17 protein-coding genes are annotated in these 20,242 nt (G+C 51.9%); 10 read left to right on the forward strand and 7 right to left on the reverse strand.

What is annotated here, in order from left to right; translation table 11 throughout:
• Positions 1-169 precede the first annotated feature (169 nt).
• Positions 170-1,372 (reverse strand): pyridoxal phosphate-dependent aminotransferase, encoded by a 1,203-nt coding sequence (locus J2X61_RS31055; protein ID WP_310193706.1) that lies wholly within the window; start codon positions 1,370-1,372, stop codon positions 170-172.
• 153 nt (positions 1,373-1,525) lie between these two features.
• Here J2X61_RS31055 and J2X61_RS31060 point away from each other — a divergent pair, with 153 nt between their 5' ends.
• The 3 genes from J2X61_RS31060 (at position 1,526) to J2X61_RS31070 (ending at position 4,668) form a co-directional block, all read left to right on the forward strand.
• Complete coding sequence (locus J2X61_RS31060) at positions 1,526-2,053, forward strand: DUF1572 family protein (protein WP_274468154.1); 528 nt, start codon at positions 1,526-1,528, stop codon at positions 2,051-2,053.
• 84 nt (positions 2,054-2,137) lie between these two features.
• The gene (locus J2X61_RS31065; protein ID WP_274468155.1) at positions 2,138-2,938 is read left to right on the forward strand and encodes a carbon-nitrogen family hydrolase; all 801 of its coding nucleotides are present in this window, start codon (positions 2,138-2,140) and stop codon (positions 2,936-2,938) included.
• A 347-nt stretch (positions 2,939-3,285) separates the two neighbouring features.
• Positions 3,286-4,668 (forward strand): glycine--tRNA ligase, encoded by a 1,383-nt coding sequence (locus tag J2X61_RS31070; protein WP_274468156.1) that lies wholly within the window; start codon positions 3,286-3,288, stop codon positions 4,666-4,668.
• A 54-nt stretch (positions 4,669-4,722) separates the two neighbouring features.
• Here the strand turns inward: J2X61_RS31070 and J2X61_RS31075 are convergent, their stop codons facing one another.
• The 6 genes from J2X61_RS31075 to J2X61_RS31100 all read right to left on the reverse strand — a co-directional run bounded on the left by J2X61_RS31075 (position 4,723) and on the right by J2X61_RS31100 (position 11,541).
• A complete protein-coding gene (locus J2X61_RS31075) occupies positions 4,723-5,214 on the reverse strand; it encodes a cysteine dioxygenase (protein WP_274468157.1) in 492 nt (163 codons plus the stop codon).
• 271 nt (positions 5,215-5,485) lie between these two features.
• Complete coding sequence (locus J2X61_RS31080) at positions 5,486-6,361, reverse strand: SDR family NAD(P)-dependent oxidoreductase (protein WP_310193709.1); 876 nt, start codon at positions 6,359-6,361, stop codon at positions 5,486-5,488.
• Between the two features lie 90 nt (positions 6,362-6,451).
• Entirely contained in the window at positions 6,452-7,420 is a 969-nt protein-coding gene (locus J2X61_RS31085) for a helix-turn-helix transcriptional regulator (protein WP_310193711.1), read from the reverse strand.
• Between the two features lie 18 nt (positions 7,421-7,438).
• A complete protein-coding gene (locus J2X61_RS31090) occupies positions 7,439-8,332 on the reverse strand; it encodes a LysR family transcriptional regulator (RefSeq protein ID WP_274468161.1) in 894 nt (297 codons plus the stop codon).
• Between the two features lie 117 nt (positions 8,333-8,449).
• Positions 8,450-10,507 carry a Fe(3+)-hydroxamate ABC transporter permease FhuB gene (fhuB, locus tag J2X61_RS31095; protein WP_274468162.1) on the reverse strand — a complete coding sequence of 686 codons (2,058 nt, stop codon included), beginning with the start codon at positions 10,505-10,507 and terminating at the stop codon, positions 8,450-8,452.
• Entirely contained in the window at positions 10,504-11,541 is a 1,038-nt protein-coding gene (locus J2X61_RS31100) for an ABC transporter substrate-binding protein (protein WP_310193715.1), read from the reverse strand. The genes fhuB and J2X61_RS31100 overlap by 4 nt, the downstream gene beginning before the upstream one ends.
• Before the next feature lie 247 nt (positions 11,542-11,788).
• On the opposite strand from J2X61_RS31100, the gene leuC reads away from it, so the two are divergent.
• The 7 genes from leuC to J2X61_RS31135 all read left to right on the forward strand — a co-directional run bounded on the left by leuC (position 11,789) and on the right by J2X61_RS31135 (position 20,179).
• On the forward strand, positions 11,789-13,210 hold the full coding sequence (gene leuC / locus J2X61_RS31105) for a 3-isopropylmalate dehydratase large subunit (protein ID WP_274468164.1): 1,422 nt from the start codon (positions 11,789-11,791) through the stop codon (positions 13,208-13,210).
• 27 nt (positions 13,211-13,237) lie between these two features.
• Positions 13,238-13,843: a 3-isopropylmalate dehydratase small subunit gene (gene leuD, locus J2X61_RS31110; protein ID WP_274468166.1), complete on the forward strand. Its 606-nt coding sequence runs from the start codon at positions 13,238-13,240 to the stop codon at positions 13,841-13,843.
• A gap of 243 nt (positions 13,844-14,086) precedes the next feature.
• On the forward strand, positions 14,087-15,583 hold the full coding sequence (locus tag J2X61_RS31115) for an N-acetylmuramoyl-L-alanine amidase family protein (protein ID WP_310193719.1): 1,497 nt from the start codon (positions 14,087-14,089) through the stop codon (positions 15,581-15,583).
• A 69-nt stretch (positions 15,584-15,652) separates the two neighbouring features.
• Complete coding sequence (locus J2X61_RS31120) at positions 15,653-16,240, forward strand: GerMN domain-containing protein (RefSeq protein WP_274468168.1); 588 nt, start codon at positions 15,653-15,655, stop codon at positions 16,238-16,240.
• A 29-nt stretch (positions 16,241-16,269) separates the two neighbouring features.
• Entirely contained in the window at positions 16,270-19,008 is a 2,739-nt protein-coding gene (locus J2X61_RS31125) for an S-layer homology domain-containing protein (protein ID WP_274468169.1), read from the forward strand.
• Positions 19,009-19,206: 198 nt separating this feature from the next.
• Complete coding sequence (nth, locus tag J2X61_RS31130; RefSeq protein WP_310193722.1) at positions 19,207-19,878, forward strand: endonuclease III; 672 nt, start codon at positions 19,207-19,209, stop codon at positions 19,876-19,878.
• A 25-nt stretch (positions 19,879-19,903) separates the two neighbouring features.
• Positions 19,904-20,179, forward strand: a complete 276-nt coding sequence (locus J2X61_RS31135; protein WP_167053925.1) for an NAD/NADP transhydrogenase alpha subunit — start codon at positions 19,904-19,906, stop codon at positions 20,177-20,179.
• Positions 20,180-20,242 lie beyond the last annotated feature (63 nt).

A 20,242-nucleotide genomic window follows, 5' to 3' on the forward strand; every position in this document is an offset into this window, starting at 1 on the left:
TCGGTTCACGGCAAGCTCTCTCAGTCGGTGGAGCTTACTCTCTGGTTACGTGCGGCACGTTCCTACTATTCCCATCATAACGTTGCTATTATAGAAGTTATGGAAGACTTCCTTTTTTGGTTCTATATAGAATAGCACGGTGTACAAATGTTTGTAAAGATGAAAAGGACTATCCGAACAAATTAAGCTTGCCGATTCGCTGCACCGCTTCTTCCAATCTGGCTTCCGGGGACAGCAGGCCGAGGCGGACGTAACCTTCGCCATGCGTGCCGAAGCCGATGCCCGGGGCGACGACCACTTTGGCTTCTTCGAGCAGCAGGTCGGCCAGGCTCTGGGACGTATGCCCTTTCGGCACGGGCAGCCAGGAGAAGAAGGAGCCTTGCGAAGGGCGGGCCTCCCAGCCGATACCGGCCAGCGCCGTGTACAGCGCATTGCGGCGGCTCTCGTAGACGTCGCGGAGCTCGGTTACGCAATCCTGCGAAGCCGTAAGCGCCGTTGCGGCCGCAGCTTGAATGCCGCCGAACAAGGAGCAGTAGTAATGATCCTGCATCAAGTTGATGAGGCGGATCACTTCCCGGTTGCCCAAGGCAAAACCGACGCGCCAGCCGGCCATGTTATACGTTTTGGACAGCGTATAGAACTCGATGCCGACTTCCTTGGCGCCAGGCGTTTGCAGGAAGGATACCGGCTTCTGTCCGTCAAAGCCGATCGCACCATAAGCGAAGTCGCTCGCGACCACAACACCGTGCTTCTGCGCGAAAGCCACCGTTTCCTCATAGAAAGAAGCGGGAGCCGTTGCACCGGTCGGATTGTTCGGGTAATTGATGAACATCAGCTTCGCCCGGTCCAGATCGGATTGCTTCAACGAGGAATAATCCGGCAGGAAGTTGTTCTGTTCGCGAAGCGGCATGAAGGCCATCTCGGCCCCTGCGAGCGCAACGCCTGACCAGTAGTCGGGATAGCCCGGGTCGGGCACAAGGCATACGTCGCCTGGGTTCAGCAAGCATTGGGCGATTTCGATGAGGCCTGTTTTGCCGCCGAACAGAATCGCCACTTCCGTATCGGGATCGAGCTGCACGCCATGATCCTCTTGATAGCGCTGGGCGATCGCCTGCTTCAGGAACGGGAAACCGCTGAAAGGCGGATATTTGTGATACAACGGGTTCGCCGCTGCTTCTTGCATCGAGGCGACGATATGCGGCGGCGTCGGTCGGTCGGGATTGCCCTGGCCCAGATTGATGACATCGTGGCCATGAGCGATCTGGGCGTTCGCTTTCGCGACGAGCGAGGCGAAGAATTGGGTCGGAAGGCCTTTCATCCGTTCAGCAGGCTGTATGGAAAAAGCGCTTGATTGCGTAGATGAGATAGTCACGGTTTTAATTCACACTCCGAAGGTCGGGATTTTAGACAATAACCTAAATGTATCATGATTAGACATTTTTTCATAGTGATGAAAAAAATCAATTTTACATCCGGGCAGCCTTGTTTTACAGTAAATGGATAGCTGAAGAAAGGTGATGAGAACATGTCGGACCATTCACAAGTTGCGAACGCTTTTCTGGAGGAATCGATCCGTGCTTTCACAAGCATGAAGAAATTAGGCGATGGCGCATTGGCGCAAACGGCAGACGAGCATTTCTACCAATCGCTGGATGAAGAATCGAATTCGCTGGAAGTGCTGATCAAGCATATGCATGGGAATATGTTGTCCCGCTGGACGGACTTTCTGACCACCGACGGCGAGAAGGAATCGCGGAATAGGGATGCGGAATTTGAAGGCGGACGAAGCTCACGTGAAGAGCTGCTCGCATTGTGGGAGGAAGGCTGGCAAGTGCTCTTCGACGCTCTGGGCGCGCTAACGCCCGAAGATGTGCTGCGAACCGTGCGCATTCGCGGGCAAGAGCACACGGTGATAGGAGCCGTTCAGCGGCAGGTTTCCCATTACGGGTATCATGTCGGCCAGATCGTTTTCCTGAGCAAGCATTGGACAAGCGGAAGCTGGCGAACGCTCAGTATCGCCAGGGGCCAGTCCCAAACGTTCAAGCCTTCTTAACGGGAGCTTGGGTTCTAAGCCTTTTTCGATTATGATGGAGATATTAATTCGTAAGGTTCACGACTGGAAGGAGTCTAATACAGCATGTCCGAAACCCAACAGCTTCACCTGGCACTTATTCAAATGAATATTACGATCGGCGAGCCGGATACGAATTTCGCCCGTCTGGAGCAGCTTCTGCAGGAAGCTGTGCAAGGCGCAGTCAAGCCTGACGTCATCGTCTTTCCGGAAATGTGGAATACAGGCTATGCGTTAACCGAGATTCAGCAGCTGGCAGACCCGAACGGGAAACGAACCCGATCGTTCCTGAGCGGCTTCGCCAAAGAACATGGCGTCAACATCATCGGCGGCTCTATCGCTGCCAAGCAAGACGATCGTGTGCTGAACACGATCTATGCGTTCGACCGGAGCGGTGCCGAGATCGCGGAGTATTCCAAAATTCATCTGTTCCGTCTTATGGATGAAGAGAAATATTTGCACAGCGGGGACCAGCTTGGCCGCTTCGAGCTTGAAGGCGTTCCGGCAGGAGCTATGATCTGCTATGATATCCGCTTCCCGGAGCTGGCGCGCAAATTGGCACTGGACGGGGCGCGAATTTTATTCGTGCCTGCCGAATGGCCGCATCCGCGTCTGCATCACTGGCGCACGCTGCTTACGGCCAGAGCGATTGAGAACCAGATGTATGTCGTCTCCTGCAACCGCGTCGGAACGAGCGGTACGACGGACTTCTTCGGGCATTCAATGGTCATTGACCCTTGGGGAGAGGTGCTTGTGGAAGGCGGCGAAACCGAAGCGGTTCTGCGCGCGACCATCGACTTGGAGGAAGTGGTGCGCGTGAGAGCGAAAATTCCCGTTTTCGAGGACCGCAGACCGCATCTGTATTAATTTTTTGCGAAATTGGATGAATGGATTTGATTTTTTGTCGGTTTTTCTGTAAACTAAAGCCAATTGAATGATCAATTGTGGCTGTGAGGGATGAATAGTACTTGAACAACTTCTTGTTCAGCGAGCTGGGGACGGTGAGAGCCCAGACGGAAGCTCAAGGAAAAGGCAATCCGGAGCCAATTCGATAAAGGGGATACATGCTTGCTCAGGTGTATCAACTAGGGTGGAACCGCGGGTGCGTAAGGCTCTCGTCCCTAGGCATGCAGATGCCTTTGGATGCGGAGCTTTTTTTGCGTTCCGATCCGAGAGGCGCTCGATATGAGATAAGTTGAAGGAGAGAATGAACAATGAGTGTAACGATGGATCAAGTAGTAGCGTTAGCGAAGCACAGAGGCTTTGTATTCCCAGGCTCCGAGATTTACGGCGGTTTGGCCAACACATGGGATTACGGTCCGCTCGGCGTAGAGCTGAAGAATAACATCAAACGCGCATGGTGGAAGAAATTTATTCAAGAATCCCCGTATAACGTCGGTTTGGACGCAGCGATTCTGATGAACCCGCAAGCCTGGGTAGCGTCCGGCCATGTCGGCAACTTCAACGATCCGATGATCGATTGCAAAAACTGTAAAGCCCGCCACCGCGCCGATAAGCTGATCGAGAACAAATTGGCCGAGAAAGATATCGAAATCATCGTTGACGGCATGACGTTCGACGATATGATGAAGCTGATCGTTGAGCATAACATCGTATGCCCGGACTGCGGCAGCAAAGATTTCACGGATATTCGCCAGTTCAACCTGATGTTCAAGACGTTCCAAGGCGTAACCGAAGCGAGCTCCAATGTCGTTTACTTGCGTCCGGAAACGGCTCAAGGCATTTTCGTCAACTTCAAAAACGTACAGCGCACGATGCGCAAAAAACTGCCTTTCGGTATCGGCCAAATCGGTAAAAGCTTCCGTAACGAAATTACGCCGGGTAACTTCACGTTCCGTACGCGCGAGTTCGAGCAGATGGAACTTGAGTTTTTCTGCAAGCCGGGTGAAGATATGAAATGGTTCGAATACTGGAGAAGCTTCTGCCATAACTGGTTGTTGTCGCTTGGCGCCAAAGCCGATAATCTGCGTCTTCGCGATCACAGCGAAGATGAGCTGTCCCACTACAGTAACGCAACGACCGATATCGAGTACAAATTCCCGTTCGGCTGGGGCGAGCTCTGGGGCATTGCGGACCGTACGGACTTCGACCTGAAGCAGCATATGGAGCACTCCGGCGAAGACTTCAATTATATCGATCAAGAAACGAACGAGCGCTACGTTCCGTACTGCATCGAGCCATCGCTCGGCGCTGACCGCGTGACGCTGGCACTGCTGATCGACGCCTTCGAAGAACAGCAGCTGGAAGGCGATGACAGCCGTACGGTGCTGCATTTCCACCCGGCGCTGGCGCCAATCAAAGCTGCCGTGTTCCCGCTTTCCAAGAAGCTGAACGAAGGCGCTCAGGCTGTATTCGCCGATTTGGCGAAGCATTTCATGGTGGATTATGACGATACGGGCTCAATCGGTAAAAGATACCGCCGCCACGATGAGATCGGTACGCCGTTCTGCATCACGTATGACTTCGAATCCGAAACGGACGGCCAAGTGACGGTTCGCGACCGCGATACGATGGAACAAACGCGGATGCCGATTGCGGAACTGAAAGCCTTCATCGAGAAGTCGCTGCAATTTTAATGCAAGAAACCCCCTGTGAGTCGCAGCAGTGCGATTCGCAGGGGGTTTTCTATGTTAAATGACATAGTCCAGAACCTCGCTGTAGGGCAAGTAACGATTGACGGCATCCAGAGGCGGACTATAGACATGGAGGGAAACGGTCGGCTCGTGAAACGGATTGTTCAGTTGGTGAATCTGATCCGGCGGCGCGGTGAAGTATTCGCCCGCTTTGATCATGTCATCGGCTTGTACGACCGGGTAGCCTGCATAATCCAGAGAGAATTTGGAGTTGACGATTGTTCCTTGAGCCAAATAGGCTGCTCCTACGGACGTACCGTGATTATGAATGGCTGTCGCTGAAAAGGCAGGTATATGAATGACGATCACTTCCACATCATCGTTTCTGTATATGACATTGCGGCCATAGGGGAGTTGATTCGGTTCTGTTTTGTACGAAGCAATTTCATGAAATGAAGTTTCGAGCGAGCGCAGCGCTGCCGCCAATTGTTCTAAATCGGGTGCCTGCAATTTACAGAATGTCTGTTCAACTGCTTTCAGTAATGTCATGGCTTCGGCCTCCTAGGCTTTTAACATCTCTTTATCAATAATAATTAGAGAAATGATAAGTTTTTTTTATATTGTATGCATGCTGAGCGAAAAGGGTTAAAGGATGCGCCGTGCTTTTGTTGAAAAAAAGGCGAATATCGGTCCCGGAATTTCCGTCCGTAAGCACGTGCCGTTCAAAGAAAAAGACGGCCGGATAATGGCGACTTATTGGAGTCGCCGCATCCGACCGTCTAACTTTTTTTTGAAAAATGGTTCATGAAAAAAGGGAGCTTTACACACGGAACGGAGGGATTCGTCTGCCGTCGATATCGGTGAAGCCGTATTGCTCGGCCAGGGCGCCAGCTTCGAGCAGCTTCCCCGCATACCGCTGGACATGAGGATCAGAAGCTAACGCAGCGGCGGCGCGGCCGATATATTCGACGGATTCCGTCGGGTGCAGAGCCTCGACCTTCATGAAGTTCTGATCGCCGGGTTCGAGTCCGTAATGCTTATATACGGCTTCCGTGCGCATCCATCCGGGGGCAAGCGCGAGTGCCGTCACTTGAAGACCGCTCGCCTTTAAGTTCAAGGACATCGCGTGAGTCATATTCGCGACGGCGCGTTTGACCGTGTCGTAGAAGACGTTCACCGGGTAATTGCCGCCAATGTCGGAATAGACTCCCGTATTTATGATCAGGCCCCGCTGCTGCTCAAGGAAAAAGGCGGACATCGCGCACCGGCTTGAGACCATTTGCGCCCGCAGGCCGGCATTGAACATCCTGTCCCACCGTTTCATCGGCTGTTCCCAGAACGGCAATAAGAAATCGACTTCCTCGTAATCCTCATAGCCGCCCCAGGCATTATTGACAACCAGATCGAGCTTGTCTGCTTCCCCCTTAATGCGGTCGTAGAGAGCCTGGACATCCTCGTCTGCCGTATGGTCGCAGCGGATGGGAATGCCTTTGCCTCCGCGAGCTGTTACCTCGTCAGCCGTATCCTCGATGGTGCCGCCCAAATCCGGTCTTGTCGAATGCTCGCGCGTACTGCGTCCGGTCACATAAACGGTTGCTCCTGCATCCCCAAGCGCCAGGGCGATGCCTCTTCCGCCGCCGCGGCTGGAACCGGTGACAAGTGCCGTGAAACCTTGCAACTGTTTTGAATGTGTCATGATGATTGCCTCCTGTCATGTCATCGCTGAAAGGAACGATCCCTTCGCAATTTCATCCTAAAGCATAACTATGACAATTGCTGTCAAGGATTAAGAAGGCGGTATAGGTCCGTAAGCGATCGACATGGAGGCGATTTGACCGCGAATCCACTCGACCATTTCCGGCGGTTCCTCGACCCTGGCATCGGCCCCCATGCTGAGGAAATATTGCGCGAAGTGCTTAAGATTGCCGGGATGCATCGTAGTCGTAAACTCGCCGCCGCCATCGTCTCGAAGCACAAGCTGTCCATCCATGCCATTGCTGCGTTCGAAAGCGCGGACTCCGGCCGGTGTAAATGAGACGCGCAGCTTGAGAGGCTCGGCCGGCAGGCCGGCTTGATCGTTGGTCAGCCAATCGAGGATGGTCAGATGCTTGAGGTCTTTGGCCGGGTGATCCTCTCCGGCGGGCTCCAAGCTCTGGATGCGGTCGGCGCGAAACAGCAGCATGCGGTCCTTCTGGAAGCAGAAAGCCGGGACGTACCAATAGCCATTGAATGAATAGATGCCGATCGGCTGAATCGTTCTCTCGGTTATTCCTTCCTTAGAGGAATACGCGATTCGAAGAGCCGCTCCGTCGATAGAGGCTTCCAACAGCTGTTCGAGGAACGGCGAGCTCTGGGTCCGGGATGGCGTCCAGAAGGACACGCGATCCTGCAGCGCATCGATTCTTGTTCGCGTATCCGTCGGCAAATAGTGATAAAACTTCTTCAAGGCGGAGGCTGATTCGGCAGCGAAGGGCAGCGCTCCATAAAACTGAAGGGATTGGAAAGCGAAAAACATCGCCACCGCTTCCTGCTCCGTGAATAGAATCGGAGGGAGCATCCGCTTCTTCAGCAGGCGGTAACCTCCGTGAGGACCGAATTCGGTATAGAGTGGCATCCCCATTTCGCTCAATTCCTGCAAATCCCGGTGCATCGTGCGTTCCGAGACACCGAACTCCTCAGCGAGCTCTCTCGTCGTGAACGCCATGCGTTCATTGACAGCCATCATGAGCTGGATCAAGCGCTGTGTTTTGTTCATACAGGCTTCCTCCCCGGATTATCCGATCGTTCGCATAACTTCCTTCATCGTTGTGACGAAGGCTTCAGCCGCTTTGGACAGATAGCGTCCTTTGCGGTAGGCAATGACTAATGTGCGCACGGGTCTGCCTTCTAATGCCAGGTGTACGGGGGCCAGCTCGCTATAATTTCGTTTCGAGATCAAATAAGGGACAAATGCGATTCCCATGCCTGCTGCAACGAGAGACTGCACGGTCTCCATGTTGCTCGATTCAAATACGATGTTCGGGACGATGCCGGCATTTTGGCACAGCTCCAAAGTCAGCTTGCGGAAGCCTTGGCCTTTCTTCAGCGCGATGAATGATTCTTTCTCCAATTGCTTGATGCGGATCGGTTCTTTGCTTTGCGTCAGCGGATGCTTGGGAGGGACGGCAAGCACGATTTCTTCCTCCAGCAGCGTCTCGTAGACGAGCGAGTCTTCGCGCAGCGGCAAGGAAAGCAGCGAAATATCGGTCTGCCCGTTCGTCGTTAAGGTCTCAAGGTTGAATGAAGTTTCTTCGACAAGCGAAATTTCAATCTCGGGGTAGGCGGTTTGGAAAGCGGGCACGACGAAAGGCAGAATCGTCGATCCGGTAATCGGCATGCTGCCGACAACCAAACGCCCTTTCTTCATCTGCGAAATATCTTCCATTTCTTTCTTAAGCTGTTCTACCATGTCGAGTATTTTCTGCGATTTCTCGACGAATAAAGAACCGGCGTGCGTAAGCTCGACGGAATTGGTGCTGCGCTGAAACAGCAGAACGCCGATCTCTTTCTCCAGCTTGGACAGCTGCTGGCTGAGCGACGGCTGGGCAATGTGAAGCTTCTCCGCGGCCCGCGAAAAGTTACGTTCGATTGCGATTTGGATCGCGTATTGCAGTTGGCGTAATTCCAAGTTCGTACATCTCCTAGACGATATGATAGGAATATCATAACAGATTTCCTATCCGCACCAAAAGGCCGTCCTTCAGGTCTGTCAGACGCTGTGGACGGCTTCTATTGGAAGTAACGGCTATCGCTTGACCGTACTCCTGTACATCAGGAACAGGAGGTACGGAGCGCCGATGACGGCTACGACGATGCCCGATGGAATTTCTTTGGGAATGGCGATGACTTTCCCGATAATATCCGCGACCACCAGCAGGATGGCTCCGATGACCGCCGATAGGACGACGGACTTCTGATGATGCTGTCCCATCATCATGCGCACGGCGTGCGGGGCGAGCAGCCCGATGAAAGAGATGGTGCCGACCGACGCTACGGCGATTGCCGCTATGGTAACGCCGATGCCGGCGGCGATCAGGCGCGTCCGCTGCAGCTGCAAGCCTAAGCCGAGCGACACGAGGTCGCCGAAAGCGAGCAGATCCACGCGGCGGCCGAGCAGCCAGGCAAGGGGCAGTCCGACGGCCATCGCGATGCTCAGCTGCGCGAAGTCGCCCCAGCCTCTGGCATACGTGCTGCCGGCCAGCCATGTGAGCGCAGGCGCAGCGCCAAGCTTGGATTGAATGATCAGGAATTGGATCACGGCCGATCCCAGCGCGGAGACGGCAATCCCGACCAGAATAAGGACGACGGGATTAAGCCCTTTCTTCCAGGCGAGCGCATATACGCTGCCTGCCGATAATAAGGCCCCGGCCATCGCCCCGACGGGCACCCACGCTCCTGAGGCGGACGGCCAAATCGTCAGTACGAGCAGAGCGCCCATGCCGGCGCCTGTCGTGACGCCGACAACGGATGGGTCGGCGAGCGGGTTGCGGACGGCCCCTTGCATCATGGAGCCCGCTATGGCGAGTGAAGCACCGGCCAGCGCCGCTACGAGAACGCGAGGCAAACGCAGATTAAGAATGACATTCGCGGCCATTTCGGATCCGCTGCCGGTCAATACGGCGAGCACGTCGGTGATCGGGAAGCTTAGCGCCCCGGCGGAAAGTCCGCACAGAATGAGGATGAATAGAGCGGCTGTGGTAAGCGTTACTAAGAGGCCATAAGGCACCTTGGTGCCGAGATAGCCGACCCCCATGGTCGAGCCGCCGTCGGCGGAAGACTTCATTCTGGAGCCGCGAACGGCGAGCCAAATGAGCCATGGAGCTCCCAGCACCGCGGTTACGGACCCGGCGGGCAGCTCGCCTAATGTGCTGCGGAACATTTTGGCAATCGTATCCGCGCCGATCAGGACGACCGCGCCCCAGATCGCGCTGCCCGGAAGCAGGAACCGGTGCCTCCGCAAGCCGATCAGCCGGATCAAGTGCGGGGCAATGAGCCCGACGAAGCCGATCGGACCTACGACGCTGACCGTAACGCCGGCCAGCAGGATCGCCGCGGCCAGCGCTACGAACCGGATCACGTTCACCTTCTCGCCCAGGGAGACCGCCGTATCTTCGCTCAGCTCCAGCATATCCAGCTTCTGGTTGAACAAGGCGGCGACGATCAGCCCTATAAGCACCCATGGGAGCGCATAGCGCACGCCGAGCCAATCGTTCTGGGCTAACGCGCCGGAACCCCACATGTATAAACCGTTCGTTTCATTTTCATACATGATTTGCAGACCGCTTGTGAAGGCGGACAAGACGAGTGTGACGATCATTCCGGCGAGCGCCATGCGCAGCGGGGTGCTCTGGCGCCCGCCTGACATGAAATAAGCCATAACCGCCGCACCGCAGGCGCCGATGAGCGCCAGGATGAGCGAGTGATCCGACTTGATGCCGGGGAAATAAACCGCTGCCAACACGATGATGAAGTAGGCGCCGGCATTCAGCCCGAGGGTTGAGGCGGAAGCCAACGGATTGCGGGTGACCGTCTGCAGCAGCGCACCCGCCACGGCTAGCGAGGCGCCGGCCAGCAGGCCGATCACGGCGCGTGGCAAGCGAAGCCCCCGAACCATATGATGGTCGGGGGTATCCTGCGGATCGAGCAGCGCGCTCACAACGGTGTGAACGGTGATGTTCGCTTCGCCTTGCGTAATGTTCAGAAACAGAACGGCCAGCAGTGCCAGAAGGCCTCCTCCGAATACGAGGGGGGCTTTCCATTGATGTTGCGGTTTCGGTTTAGAACTTACAACGAGTCGGCTCATTTCGTTAAGGCGTTAGCGGTCAGTTCAGCGAATACTTTGGCGGACAGCGGACCGCCGAACGTCCAAGTGTTGCCTGGCAGTTTGTACGTTTTATTGTCTTTGACGAAAGCAAGGCCTTTCCAAACGGCATTGTCTTTCAGCTGCTTCTCAAAGACATTGTCATTGTCCTGCACGATGTAGAAGAAGCTGGCGTTCTGCACGGCAGGCAATGCTTCTACAGAGGCTGTCTGGTAGCCGTACAGTTCGAATTTAGTGGATTTGAATACGTTCTTGAGACCGATGCGCTGCAAAATCTGAATCGCCATCGAGTTGTCCGTGAACATGCGCAGATCGGCGTTGTTCTGGTTGCTGAACGCTTGAGTCAAGGCAATCTCCGCGCCTTCCTTCTTCGCAGCGGCCAGCTTGGCTTTGGTGTCGGCGTAGGTTTTCTGAAGGTCGGCAAGCACCTTGTCGCCTTCCGCTTTTTTGCCAACGACATCGGCAATCGTTTTGAATGCGTTCTCCATCTCCGAGTACTGGTCGCCTTTGCCTTCGGCAGGGTAGGAATTGAAGGCGATCGTCGGAGCGATTTTGCTAAGCGCATCATAATTTTTGCTGGAGCGCAGCGTGCTTGTAATGATCAGATCCGGTTTAAGACCCGTGATCGTCTCCAGATTCGGTTCCTGGCGCGTACCGACATCGACGACGGAAGCGTCCAGCGCAGGCTTGACGTTCACCCAATTTCCATATCCTTTGTTATCCGCATTGCCGACAGGTTGAATGCCGACGGCGAGCAGATCTTCCGCATAGGACCACTCCAACGTTACGATGCGTTTAGGAGTTCCTTTAATTTCCGTTGTCCCGAGATCGTGCTTGATCGTTTTGACAGCATCTGCGGCGGGAGCGGCCGACGGCTGAACGGAAGCCGCAGCGCTTGAAGCCGGGCTGGCTGCAGAATTGCCGGACGTATGGGTTGAAGCGTTACCGCAGGCTGCAGTAAGGAAAATCATCATTAATGAAGCCGTTACAGTGAATGGTTTGACAAAATTTCGCACAAATAAACCCTCCTAAATACGATGTATCTGCTCTGTGCCAGAGATGATGGTAATGCGACTCCAGCCAAGGAGAATGATAATCATTATCAAGTGTATTGTCAATCATTTCTTTTCACATTGTTATAGGAGAAGTCTATCAAGCTTATAGTTATTATATCTTGGAGCAATTACGATATCCGTGCTAAACTACGTTATGAGGGTAAGACATTAACAATATGAGCGGGATCATGACAAGAGGTGACTGGATATGAGTAAAAAGACAATGTTCGAGAAAATCTGGGACAATCACGTAATTAACCAGGAAGAAGGCAAACCTAGCATCATCTATATCGACTTGCAACTGGTGCATGAAGTAACTTCGCCGCAAGCGTTCGAAGGACTTCGTTTATCCGGCCGCAAAGTCCGCAGACCTGATTTGACATACGCAACGATGGATCATAACGTTCCGACGAAGGACCGATTCAACATTACGGATCCGATTTCCAAACAACAAATTGACACGCTTTCCCAAAACTGCCGCGACTTCGGCGTTACGCTGTTCGATCTGGACAGCATCGACCAAGGTGTCGTGCACGTTATGGGTCCTGAACTCGGCCTGACGCATCCGGGCAAAACGATCGTCTGCGGCGACAGCCACACATCGACGCACGGTGCATTCGGCGCTCTTGCTTTCGGTATCGGTACAAGTGAGGTTGAGCACGTGCTTGCGACGCAAACGCTGCAGCAATCCAAAGCGAAGACGCTGGAAGTGCGCATCAACGGCTCGCTGAAGCCGGGCGTTACGGCGAAGGACTTGATCCTTGGCGTCATTGCGAAATACGGTACGGATTTCGCAACGGGTTATGTTATTGAATATACAGGCGAAGCAATCCGCGGTCTTTCCATGGAAGAGCGCATGACGGTTTGCAACATGTCCATCGAGGGCGGCGCCAGAGCCGGCTTGATCGCTCCGGACGAAACGACTTTCAACTACCTGCGCGGTCGCGAGTATGTGCCTCAGGGCGCTGACTTCGATGCAGCCGTAGCGGAATGGTCCAAATACGTAACGGACGAAGGCGCAACGTATGACTGGGTTGTTGAATTCGATGCGGATACATTGATTCCACAAGTTACTTGGGGAACCAGCCCGGGCATGGGAACGAACGTTAATGCACTTGTGCCGGATCCGCAAAGCTTCGAAACCGAAAATGAACGCAAAGCTGCTGAAAAAGCGCTTGAATATATGGATTTAACGCCAGGAACTCCTATGACCGAATTGAAAGTGGATTATGTGTTCATCGGTTCCTGTACGAACGGACGTATTGAAGATCTTCGTGCCGCAGCGAAAATCGCGCAAGGCTACAGCGTAGATCCGTCTGTTACGGCTATCGTTGTACCGGGCTCGGGCCGCGTGAAAATTCAAGCCGAGAAGGAAGGCTTGGACAAAATCTTCACAGAGGCAGGATTCGAATGGCGTGATGCAGGCTGCAGTATGTGTCTGGCGATGAACCCGGACGTGCTTAAGCCCGGCCAACGCTGCGCATCGACTTCCAACCGTAACTTCGAAGGACGTCAAGGCCGCGGAGGACGCACGCATCTCGTTTCCCCGGCGATGGCAGCAGCTGCAGCGATCAAAGGTCACTTCTACGACGTTCGTGATTGGGAAATCAAAGAATACCAACAAGCTTAATTTCGGCTGATTAAGGAGAATGCAAATATGGAAGCTTTCAAACAACATACAGGCCTCGTTGGCCCTGTGGATCGTGTCAATGTAGATACAGATGCCATTATTCCTAAACAATTTCTGAAAAGAATCGAGCGTTCCGGTTTCGGTCAATTCCTGTTCTTCGAGTGGAGATGGGACGAAGCGGGCAACGTGATCGAGAGCTTCCCGCTCAACCAGGATCGTTATCAAGGCGCCTCCGTCCTGCTCTCCCGAGCTAATTTCGGCTGCGGCTCCTCCCGTGAGCATGCTCCTTGGGCGATTCAGGATTTCGGATTCCGCGTGATCATCGCACCTTCTTATGCGGATATTTTCTATAATAACTGCTTCAAGAACGGTATCCTGCCGATCAAGCTGTCCGAAGAGCAAGTGGACGATTTGTTCAACCGTACAGCGAAATATGAAGGCTATAAGCTGCATGTCGATCTTGAGAATAACAAATTGACAGACGACCACGGTCTGGAAATTGCTTTCAATATCGATGAGCACCGCCGCCAGTTTTTGCTGCAAGGCTTGGATGATATCGGTTTGACGCTTCAGCATGAAGACAAAATCACAGCTTACGAACAAGTGCACGCAAAACGTTTGGCCTACAAATAAGCACCGGTCGAAGACGCATATCAATGGGATTCCATTGGTTGCGTCTTTTTTTTATTCTGTCTTTTATGCAACTTTTGGCAGTTTCAAGCGTCTAATAGTTTACTAGATTGTCGAATGAACGGGGGTCATGCTGTCGGGTAGAGTGAACAAATTGAAATAATAGACTTTTGCTGCCAGTTTTTGAGAGACGGATAAGTGTGCCAGATGATTAAGACTTTAAATTCCGACATTACATAGAGGTGAATGATGAAATTTCCTGCATTTTGTTTGTTGCTGCTCGTTTCCATGCTGCTGCCTGCAACCGCGATGGGTGCTGAAGCGTCTAATGCAATAAAGCTGTATATGAATGAAAAGAAGCTGGTCTCCGCGGAGGTTCAACCGCGAATCGTGAATGGGAATACGATCGTCCCGGTCCGAATTATCGTAGAAGAGATCGGTGCGAAGGTTGCATGGGATGAATCCGCACGCAAAGTAACGATTGTGAAGGACGATACCCATATCCAACTGGTTATTGACAGCAAAACTGCGCTGATTAACGGGAAGAAGGAGACCATGGAAGTTCCACCGATCATCGATAAAGGCAATACGATGCTGCCGCTTCGTTTCATTGGCGAGCAGATGGGTATTGAATTTACATGGGACGCATCCACTTCATCCGTTAAGATGTTCAAGAAAGACGATATCGACTCCCAACCGGTCACAGGCCCAGTCGATGTATCGGATGGCCAAACGCCGGTAACGCCGACGGCAACACCTAAACCTGGTACTGGAACCGGCTCAGGTTCTAATAGTGGTTCGAATACGGGTGCAGGATCAGGTACAGGTACAGGTACAGGTGCCGGTACGGGGACCGAAGTGCCGGATCCGAACGTTCATTTATTGACTTCCATCGTGCTGACGGACAAAGACATTACGGTGATTGCCAAAGATGGAACGCTCACGCCGAAAACAATGAAGCTGAGCAATCCGAACCGCATCGTCTTCGATTTCCCGAATACGACGTTGGACGAGCCGCTTAAGAAGCTTCTTGTGAAGAATGCCGGCGAGCTCCCGTCGAACCATCCGCTCGTCGATAAGATTCGTTTCTCCAATTTCAACGATAATCCGGCAACGGTAAGAGTTATTCTGGATACCAAAGGTTCTGCGGACTTTAAAGTGCAGACTTCCAAGCTGCCGAATCAATGGAAGGCGACCATCGCCGAACATATCCTGACGGTTGTTATCGACGCAGGTCACGGTGACAACGATCCGGGTGCATTGTCTATAACCGGCAAGCACGAGAAGGATTTTACCCTGTCTACGGCGAAGAAAGTAGGGCAGCTTCTTTCACAGGACAAGCGACTCAACGTTCTGATGACTCGTTCAGACGATACGTTCATTCCGCTCGATGACCGGGTTTCATTCGCCAATGACATTCAATCCGATCTATTCCTGTCCATTCACGGAAACAGTGCCAAAGCTACCGTGTCGGGTACGGAGACGTATTACAACAGGCCGGAAAGCTTGAATTTCGCCAATATCATTCACAAACATGCCGTTGCGGCAACAGGATTCCCCGACCGCAAAGTGCGCGAAGCTGATTTTAGAGTCATCACGAAAACGACCATGCCAGCTGTCCTGCTGGAAGTGGGGTATTTGTCTAACAAGAACGATGAAAACGCGATGTACAAGGATGCGTTCCAGGACAAGTTAGCCTCAGCTCTCGTTGCTGCCATCAAAGAATATTTGAGCCTCAAATAAGTGAGGCGAGAACTCTATTATTGCTTGCGATGCTAGTTTTGCTAAGCAAAACGCGAAGGAGTGAATGACATGAACCAATCGAGACGCATTATCCAAGGGGCTCTTATCATAGGTGCCCTTACCTTGTCTATAACCGCTTGCGGTCAGAAGCAGCAGCTGGTGAACGGATCGGGTACACAGCCATCGGCGTCTCCCGCGGTAACCGTGCTGCCAAGCGCCACGCCGTCCGCAGCGCCGACCCCTACACCGGTGCCTACCTTACAGAAAAAGGTGAAAGTCTACTTTAGCGATCAAGAAGAAATGAAGCTGGTAGAGAAAGAAGTTACGATCACGTACAAGAAAGAAGCGGACGTGTACCAGACAGCCTTGAATGCATTGAAGAAGAGCGACGACCCGAAGGCGGTTTCGTTATTCGAAGATTTGAAATTCACCAGCGTGGCTTTTGATCATGCCAAAGGGGAATTGAAGCTGGATCTTGCTTTCGGTCCCAAGACGCAATTGGGTGCGCCTGGTGAAGAAATGTTTCTCCAAGCGCTGAAGAAAACCGTATTCCAGTTCCCGGAAGTAAAAGCTTTGTTCGTATTGAAGGATGGCAAGCAAGTGGATAGCTTAATGGGGCATCTGGAGCTTCCTTATCCAATCAAACGGCCTAATTAAATGGAAGAGCAGAGGAGTCAAGACCGAAGATGAGAAACAAGAAATTGGCAAGCGCAATTGTAAGTTCATTAATTGTTACCAGTTTGGCAGGCACGCCTGCAGCTTGGGCAGCGGAGACGACGACAAACACAAGCACAAACACAAACTCAGCAACGTCGTCTAACAATGTGAAGCTTTCTTTCCCGGATGTGAAGTCGGATTACTGGGGGATTCGCCATATTTCCAAACTGGCGTTGGAAGGGATCATTGAAGGCTACGAGGATGGCGCGTACCGGGCGGAGAACTCCGTCTCGCAGCAGGATGTCCTGATCATGGCTGTTCGAATGATGGGGTTGCAGGATGATGTCAATGCGATGACTTCCACGACCGTTTTCCCTGATTTCATGCTTGTCGACAACTACGCACGCAATTATGTTGCTGTAGCTCTTCAGAACGGATTGATTACCAATGAAGAAGAGAAAGAAAGAAGCCAAGACGACAAGTCCAAAGAGAAATGGGGCCAGCGCAAAGCAACCCGTGAGTGGGTAGCGGAAGTCGTCATACGTGCAATTGGCAAAGGCGCATTCGCCCAAAGCCTTTCCCAGACGCCTACAGCTTTCAATGACAACAATTCGATTAGTCCGAATTCCCTCGGTTATGTCAATGCTGCTGTTGCGTTGACAATCGTCGACGGATTCGAAGACGGTTCGTTCCAGCCGAAAGGGGCGGTTACCCGCGCTCAGATGGCAGCGTTCCTGAGCCGCTCTCAGAAGGAATTGGCGCAATTGCCGAACCACGCGAAGAAAGGGTATTTGACAAGCCTTACGAGCGGGACGATCGGGCTCATGGACAAAGAGGGGAATACAAGTACATACAAGCTTTCTCCGAATGCCGTTTTCTACGGGAACAAAAATGATACAGCTATCGATCCCAAAACGTTCGAAGAAACGTACGAAGTGTCCGTCATTGAAGTGAACGGCGTCGTGTATTACGCGGAAATTGTGAAAGACGAGCTGCAGTTGGACATCCGTGAAGGGAAGGTGCTGAAGTTAAATCTGGGCACGATGAAAGTGACGTTAGACGACTTCGAGACCTACGATTTGGCATCGGACGCAGCCGTGACGAATGCGGAAGGCCGTGGCCTCAGCCTCGGGGATATCGTTACGGGCAGTACGGTTCAACTGCGCAAGAGCAAAATCGTCAAAACGGATAAATATACGTCCCTTATCGTAAAGCAGGTACCGGTGAACAAAACCGGAAACGGCGCGATCCAAACGTTGAACAAGGATGCTGCGCAAATGACCCTGCTCGAAACGGAAACGGGGCAAACGGAATCTTACAGCTTCTCCTCCAGCATTATCGTCACATCGACAGATAACAGCTTGGTCGATTTGAATTCGCTGCACGTCGGCGATATTGTCGAGTATACGGTCAAGAACAGCGAAGTCGTGAAAATCGCCGTCAAGAAGCAGGCGGATGTCGGTGTCAGCGTGGAAGGAACGCTCAAAGATTTGAGTACGGACAAAACGTACTTGACGATTTCGAAGACAACCGGCACGCCTCTGGCGTCTTACGCTTTGGCCGATAACGTACAGGTTCGCATCAACGGCTTGGCGACGGCAAGCATTTACGATATCGCTCCCGGCGACCAGTTGAAGCTGGACGTTCTGAACAATACAGTTTCGGTGATTACAGTTACTAACCGGTCTATTGATAATTTATACTTTGCCAAAATTGACAGCTATAACACGACATCGAAATTATTAACGGTATTCGATAATTCAGGCAAGCCTCACGCTTATATTTTGAAAGATACGGTTTCTATCTCTTATGCAGGCATGCAGCTGCCGTTCGCTAACTTCGCCACCACGTTCACGGCCGGGAAGTATGTCGACCTGCTCGTTTCCAAAGACAACGTAACTCAAATTAAAATGTCGTCGCAATTGGACGGGCAGCTGACCCAATTAAATCTGCAAACCAACGATATTACGTTGAAAACGGACAGCGGTCAAAGCTTGACGTTTAAACTGCAGTACGCGCCTACCGTCGAACTGGCGAATAAGTCGAACAGCACGCTTAGCGACTTGAAAGTCGGAGATAACATCTCCCTTCAACTGAGCTTCGACCAGACGATCGTAACCAAAATTACTACAAGCAAGACCGCTTTGTACAAAACGATTTTGACGAATGTGAACTCCAAGCAAATTACAGTAACCGATGGCTCGAATGCGCAGTATGTCGTCTCCTTGGACGGCGTATCGATCTTGAAACCGGATCAAAGCGCAGGCACGATCAACGATTTTGCATTGGATGACTATGTGAAGCTATCGTTCAAAGGTGCGACTGTCGTGAAAGCGGAGATCGCGACGCCGGTCATCGGCAAGGTAACGGCTGTGAACGCGGCAAGCGCATCGCTTACCGTTCAGGATTTCACAGGCAAGAGTCAAGTCATTAATGCGGGAAGCAATTACGGCGTTAAATTGAACGGTGCGGACTGGAGCTTCGCCTCCATTAAAGTCGGAGACCGCGTACAGGTATTGAAAGATGTGAACGACAAGGTGCTTATTCAAGTGGCTTCCGCTGCCAAGCGGGAAATTGACAATTACAGCTCGGTCGTCAACCTCATGTATCTCAAATCGACGGCTGCCGGCGACAAAACATCGTACAGCTTGTTCCCAAGAGCTTATTACCATAAAGGATCGGAGACTGTGGTTCCAGCTTCATTCGTATCCGGCGATCAAGTTATGGTTTATGTCTTGGATAACAAAATTGTAGAAATTGAAAAATAAGTTTGAACAAATCGTTTGCACGTACCGTCTGTATGGTAGGAGAGCTTTCACCTCCCGCTGCAGGCGGTTTTTTTATAATTTTTAAAATAAATATGGCAATTTTTTAGAAAATGTTCGCATTTTGACGCTTACAAGCATTGATTCTACCGTCACAATTCGCTAAACTGAAGAATATTACGACCTTAAGGAAGCAATGATATGACGCAGAAGTTAGTAAGGCATATTTTGGATACGATTGGAGAACTATTTCCGGATGCACATTGCGAGCTGCATCACAGCAATCCGTTCGAATTGACGATTGCCGTACTGCTATCGGCGCAATGCACGGATGAAACCGTCAATAAGGTGACCGTGGATTTATTTCAGAAATATAAGCGTCCCGAAGATTACTTGGCCGTTCCTCTTGAGGAATTGGAGCAAGATATTCGGCGAATTGGACTATTTCGGAATAAGGCGAGCAATATTCAGAAATTGTGTCAGCTGCTGCTGGACAAGTTCGGCGGCGAGATTCCCGAGAAGCATGAGCAGCTGGTCGAGCTTCCAGGTGTAGGCCGCAAAACGGCCAATGTCGTCGTATCGAACGCCTTCGGAGTTCCGGCCATTGCCGTCGACACGCACGTTGAGCGAGTATCCAAACGCCTCGGCTTAGTCGGCCTCGACGATTCGGTTCTCGAGGTTGAGAAGAAGCTGATGAAGAAGATTCCCCGCGAGGAATGGACGCAGACACATCATCGTCTCATCTTTTTTGGCCGATACCATTGCAAAGCACAGAACCCGCAGTGTCACATTTGTCCGCTCTTGGACAAATGCCGCGAGGGTAAGAAACGTATGAAACCAAGTTCGACTAGGAAAACTATTACAAACAAATGATATGCAGACAAAGGATGGGATTTAAATGAAATGCATCGCCGTATATACCAATAGCTTTGAATTATTTTCCGATATTTTTGAACAAGTCATTAATACACCGCTCGCTGATAATGAGGAGAAAGTGATTGAAGGTGTAACTGTCAGTGAATCTGGTGAAGTTCCTCAGAATTACATAGACAAAATGAAAACGAAGACTGAGGTTGTTGTCATGAAAGTGAAAGATTCGGACATCACCATCCTGCAGCACCGCGATGTTTTCGAGATTTTCTTGCCGGAAAAAGAAAAAGTGGTAATGTCCTAAAATTAAATCTCCCTCTGGGAGATTTTTTTCTGTATCATCATACTGTGTAAAGACCGGTAAATA

The organism is Bacillus sp. 3255 (genome assembly GCF_031456485.1).
Taxonomy (GTDB): domain Bacteria; phylum Bacillota; class Bacilli; order Paenibacillales; family NBRC-103111; genus Paenibacillus_E.

Coding starts and splice junctions, on each gene's coding strand:
- J2X61_RS31070 (WP_274468156.1), top strand. CDS start 3,286: ATGAGTGTAACGATGGATCAAGTAGTAGCGTTAGCGAAGCACAGAGGC.
- leuC (WP_274468164.1), top strand. CDS start 11,789: ATGAGTAAAAAGACAATGTTCGAGAAAATCTGGGACAATCACGTAATT.
- J2X61_RS31065 (WP_274468155.1), top strand. CDS start 2,138: ATGTCCGAAACCCAACAGCTTCACCTGGCACTTATTCAAATGAATATT.
- J2X61_RS31075 (WP_274468157.1), bottom strand. CDS start 5,214: ATGACATTACTGAAAGCAGTTGAACAGACATTCTGTAAATTGCAGGCA.
- J2X61_RS31080 (WP_310193709.1), bottom strand. CDS start 6,361: ATGACACATTCAAAACAGTTGCAAGGTTTCACGGCACTTGTCACCGGT.
- J2X61_RS31120 (WP_274468168.1), top strand. CDS start 15,653: ATGAACCAATCGAGACGCATTATCCAAGGGGCTCTTATCATAGGTGCC.
- J2X61_RS31135 (WP_167053925.1), top strand. CDS start 19,904: ATGAAATGCATCGCCGTATATACCAATAGCTTTGAATTATTTTCCGAT.
- J2X61_RS31125 (WP_274468169.1), top strand. CDS start 16,270: ATGAGAAACAAGAAATTGGCAAGCGCAATTGTAAGTTCATTAATTGTT.
- J2X61_RS31085 (WP_310193711.1), bottom strand. CDS start 7,420: ATGAACAAAACACAGCGCTTGATCCAGCTCATGATGGCTGTCAATGAA.
- leuD (WP_274468166.1), top strand. CDS start 13,238: ATGGAAGCTTTCAAACAACATACAGGCCTCGTTGGCCCTGTGGATCGT.
- J2X61_RS31115 (WP_310193719.1), top strand. CDS start 14,087: ATGATGAAATTTCCTGCATTTTGTTTGTTGCTGCTCGTTTCCATGCTG.
- nth (WP_310193722.1), top strand. CDS start 19,207: ATGACGCAGAAGTTAGTAAGGCATATTTTGGATACGATTGGAGAACTA.
- J2X61_RS31060 (WP_274468154.1), top strand. CDS start 1,526: ATGTCGGACCATTCACAAGTTGCGAACGCTTTTCTGGAGGAATCGATC.
- fhuB (WP_274468162.1), bottom strand. CDS start 10,507: ATGAGCCGACTCGTTGTAAGTTCTAAACCGAAACCGCAACATCAATGG.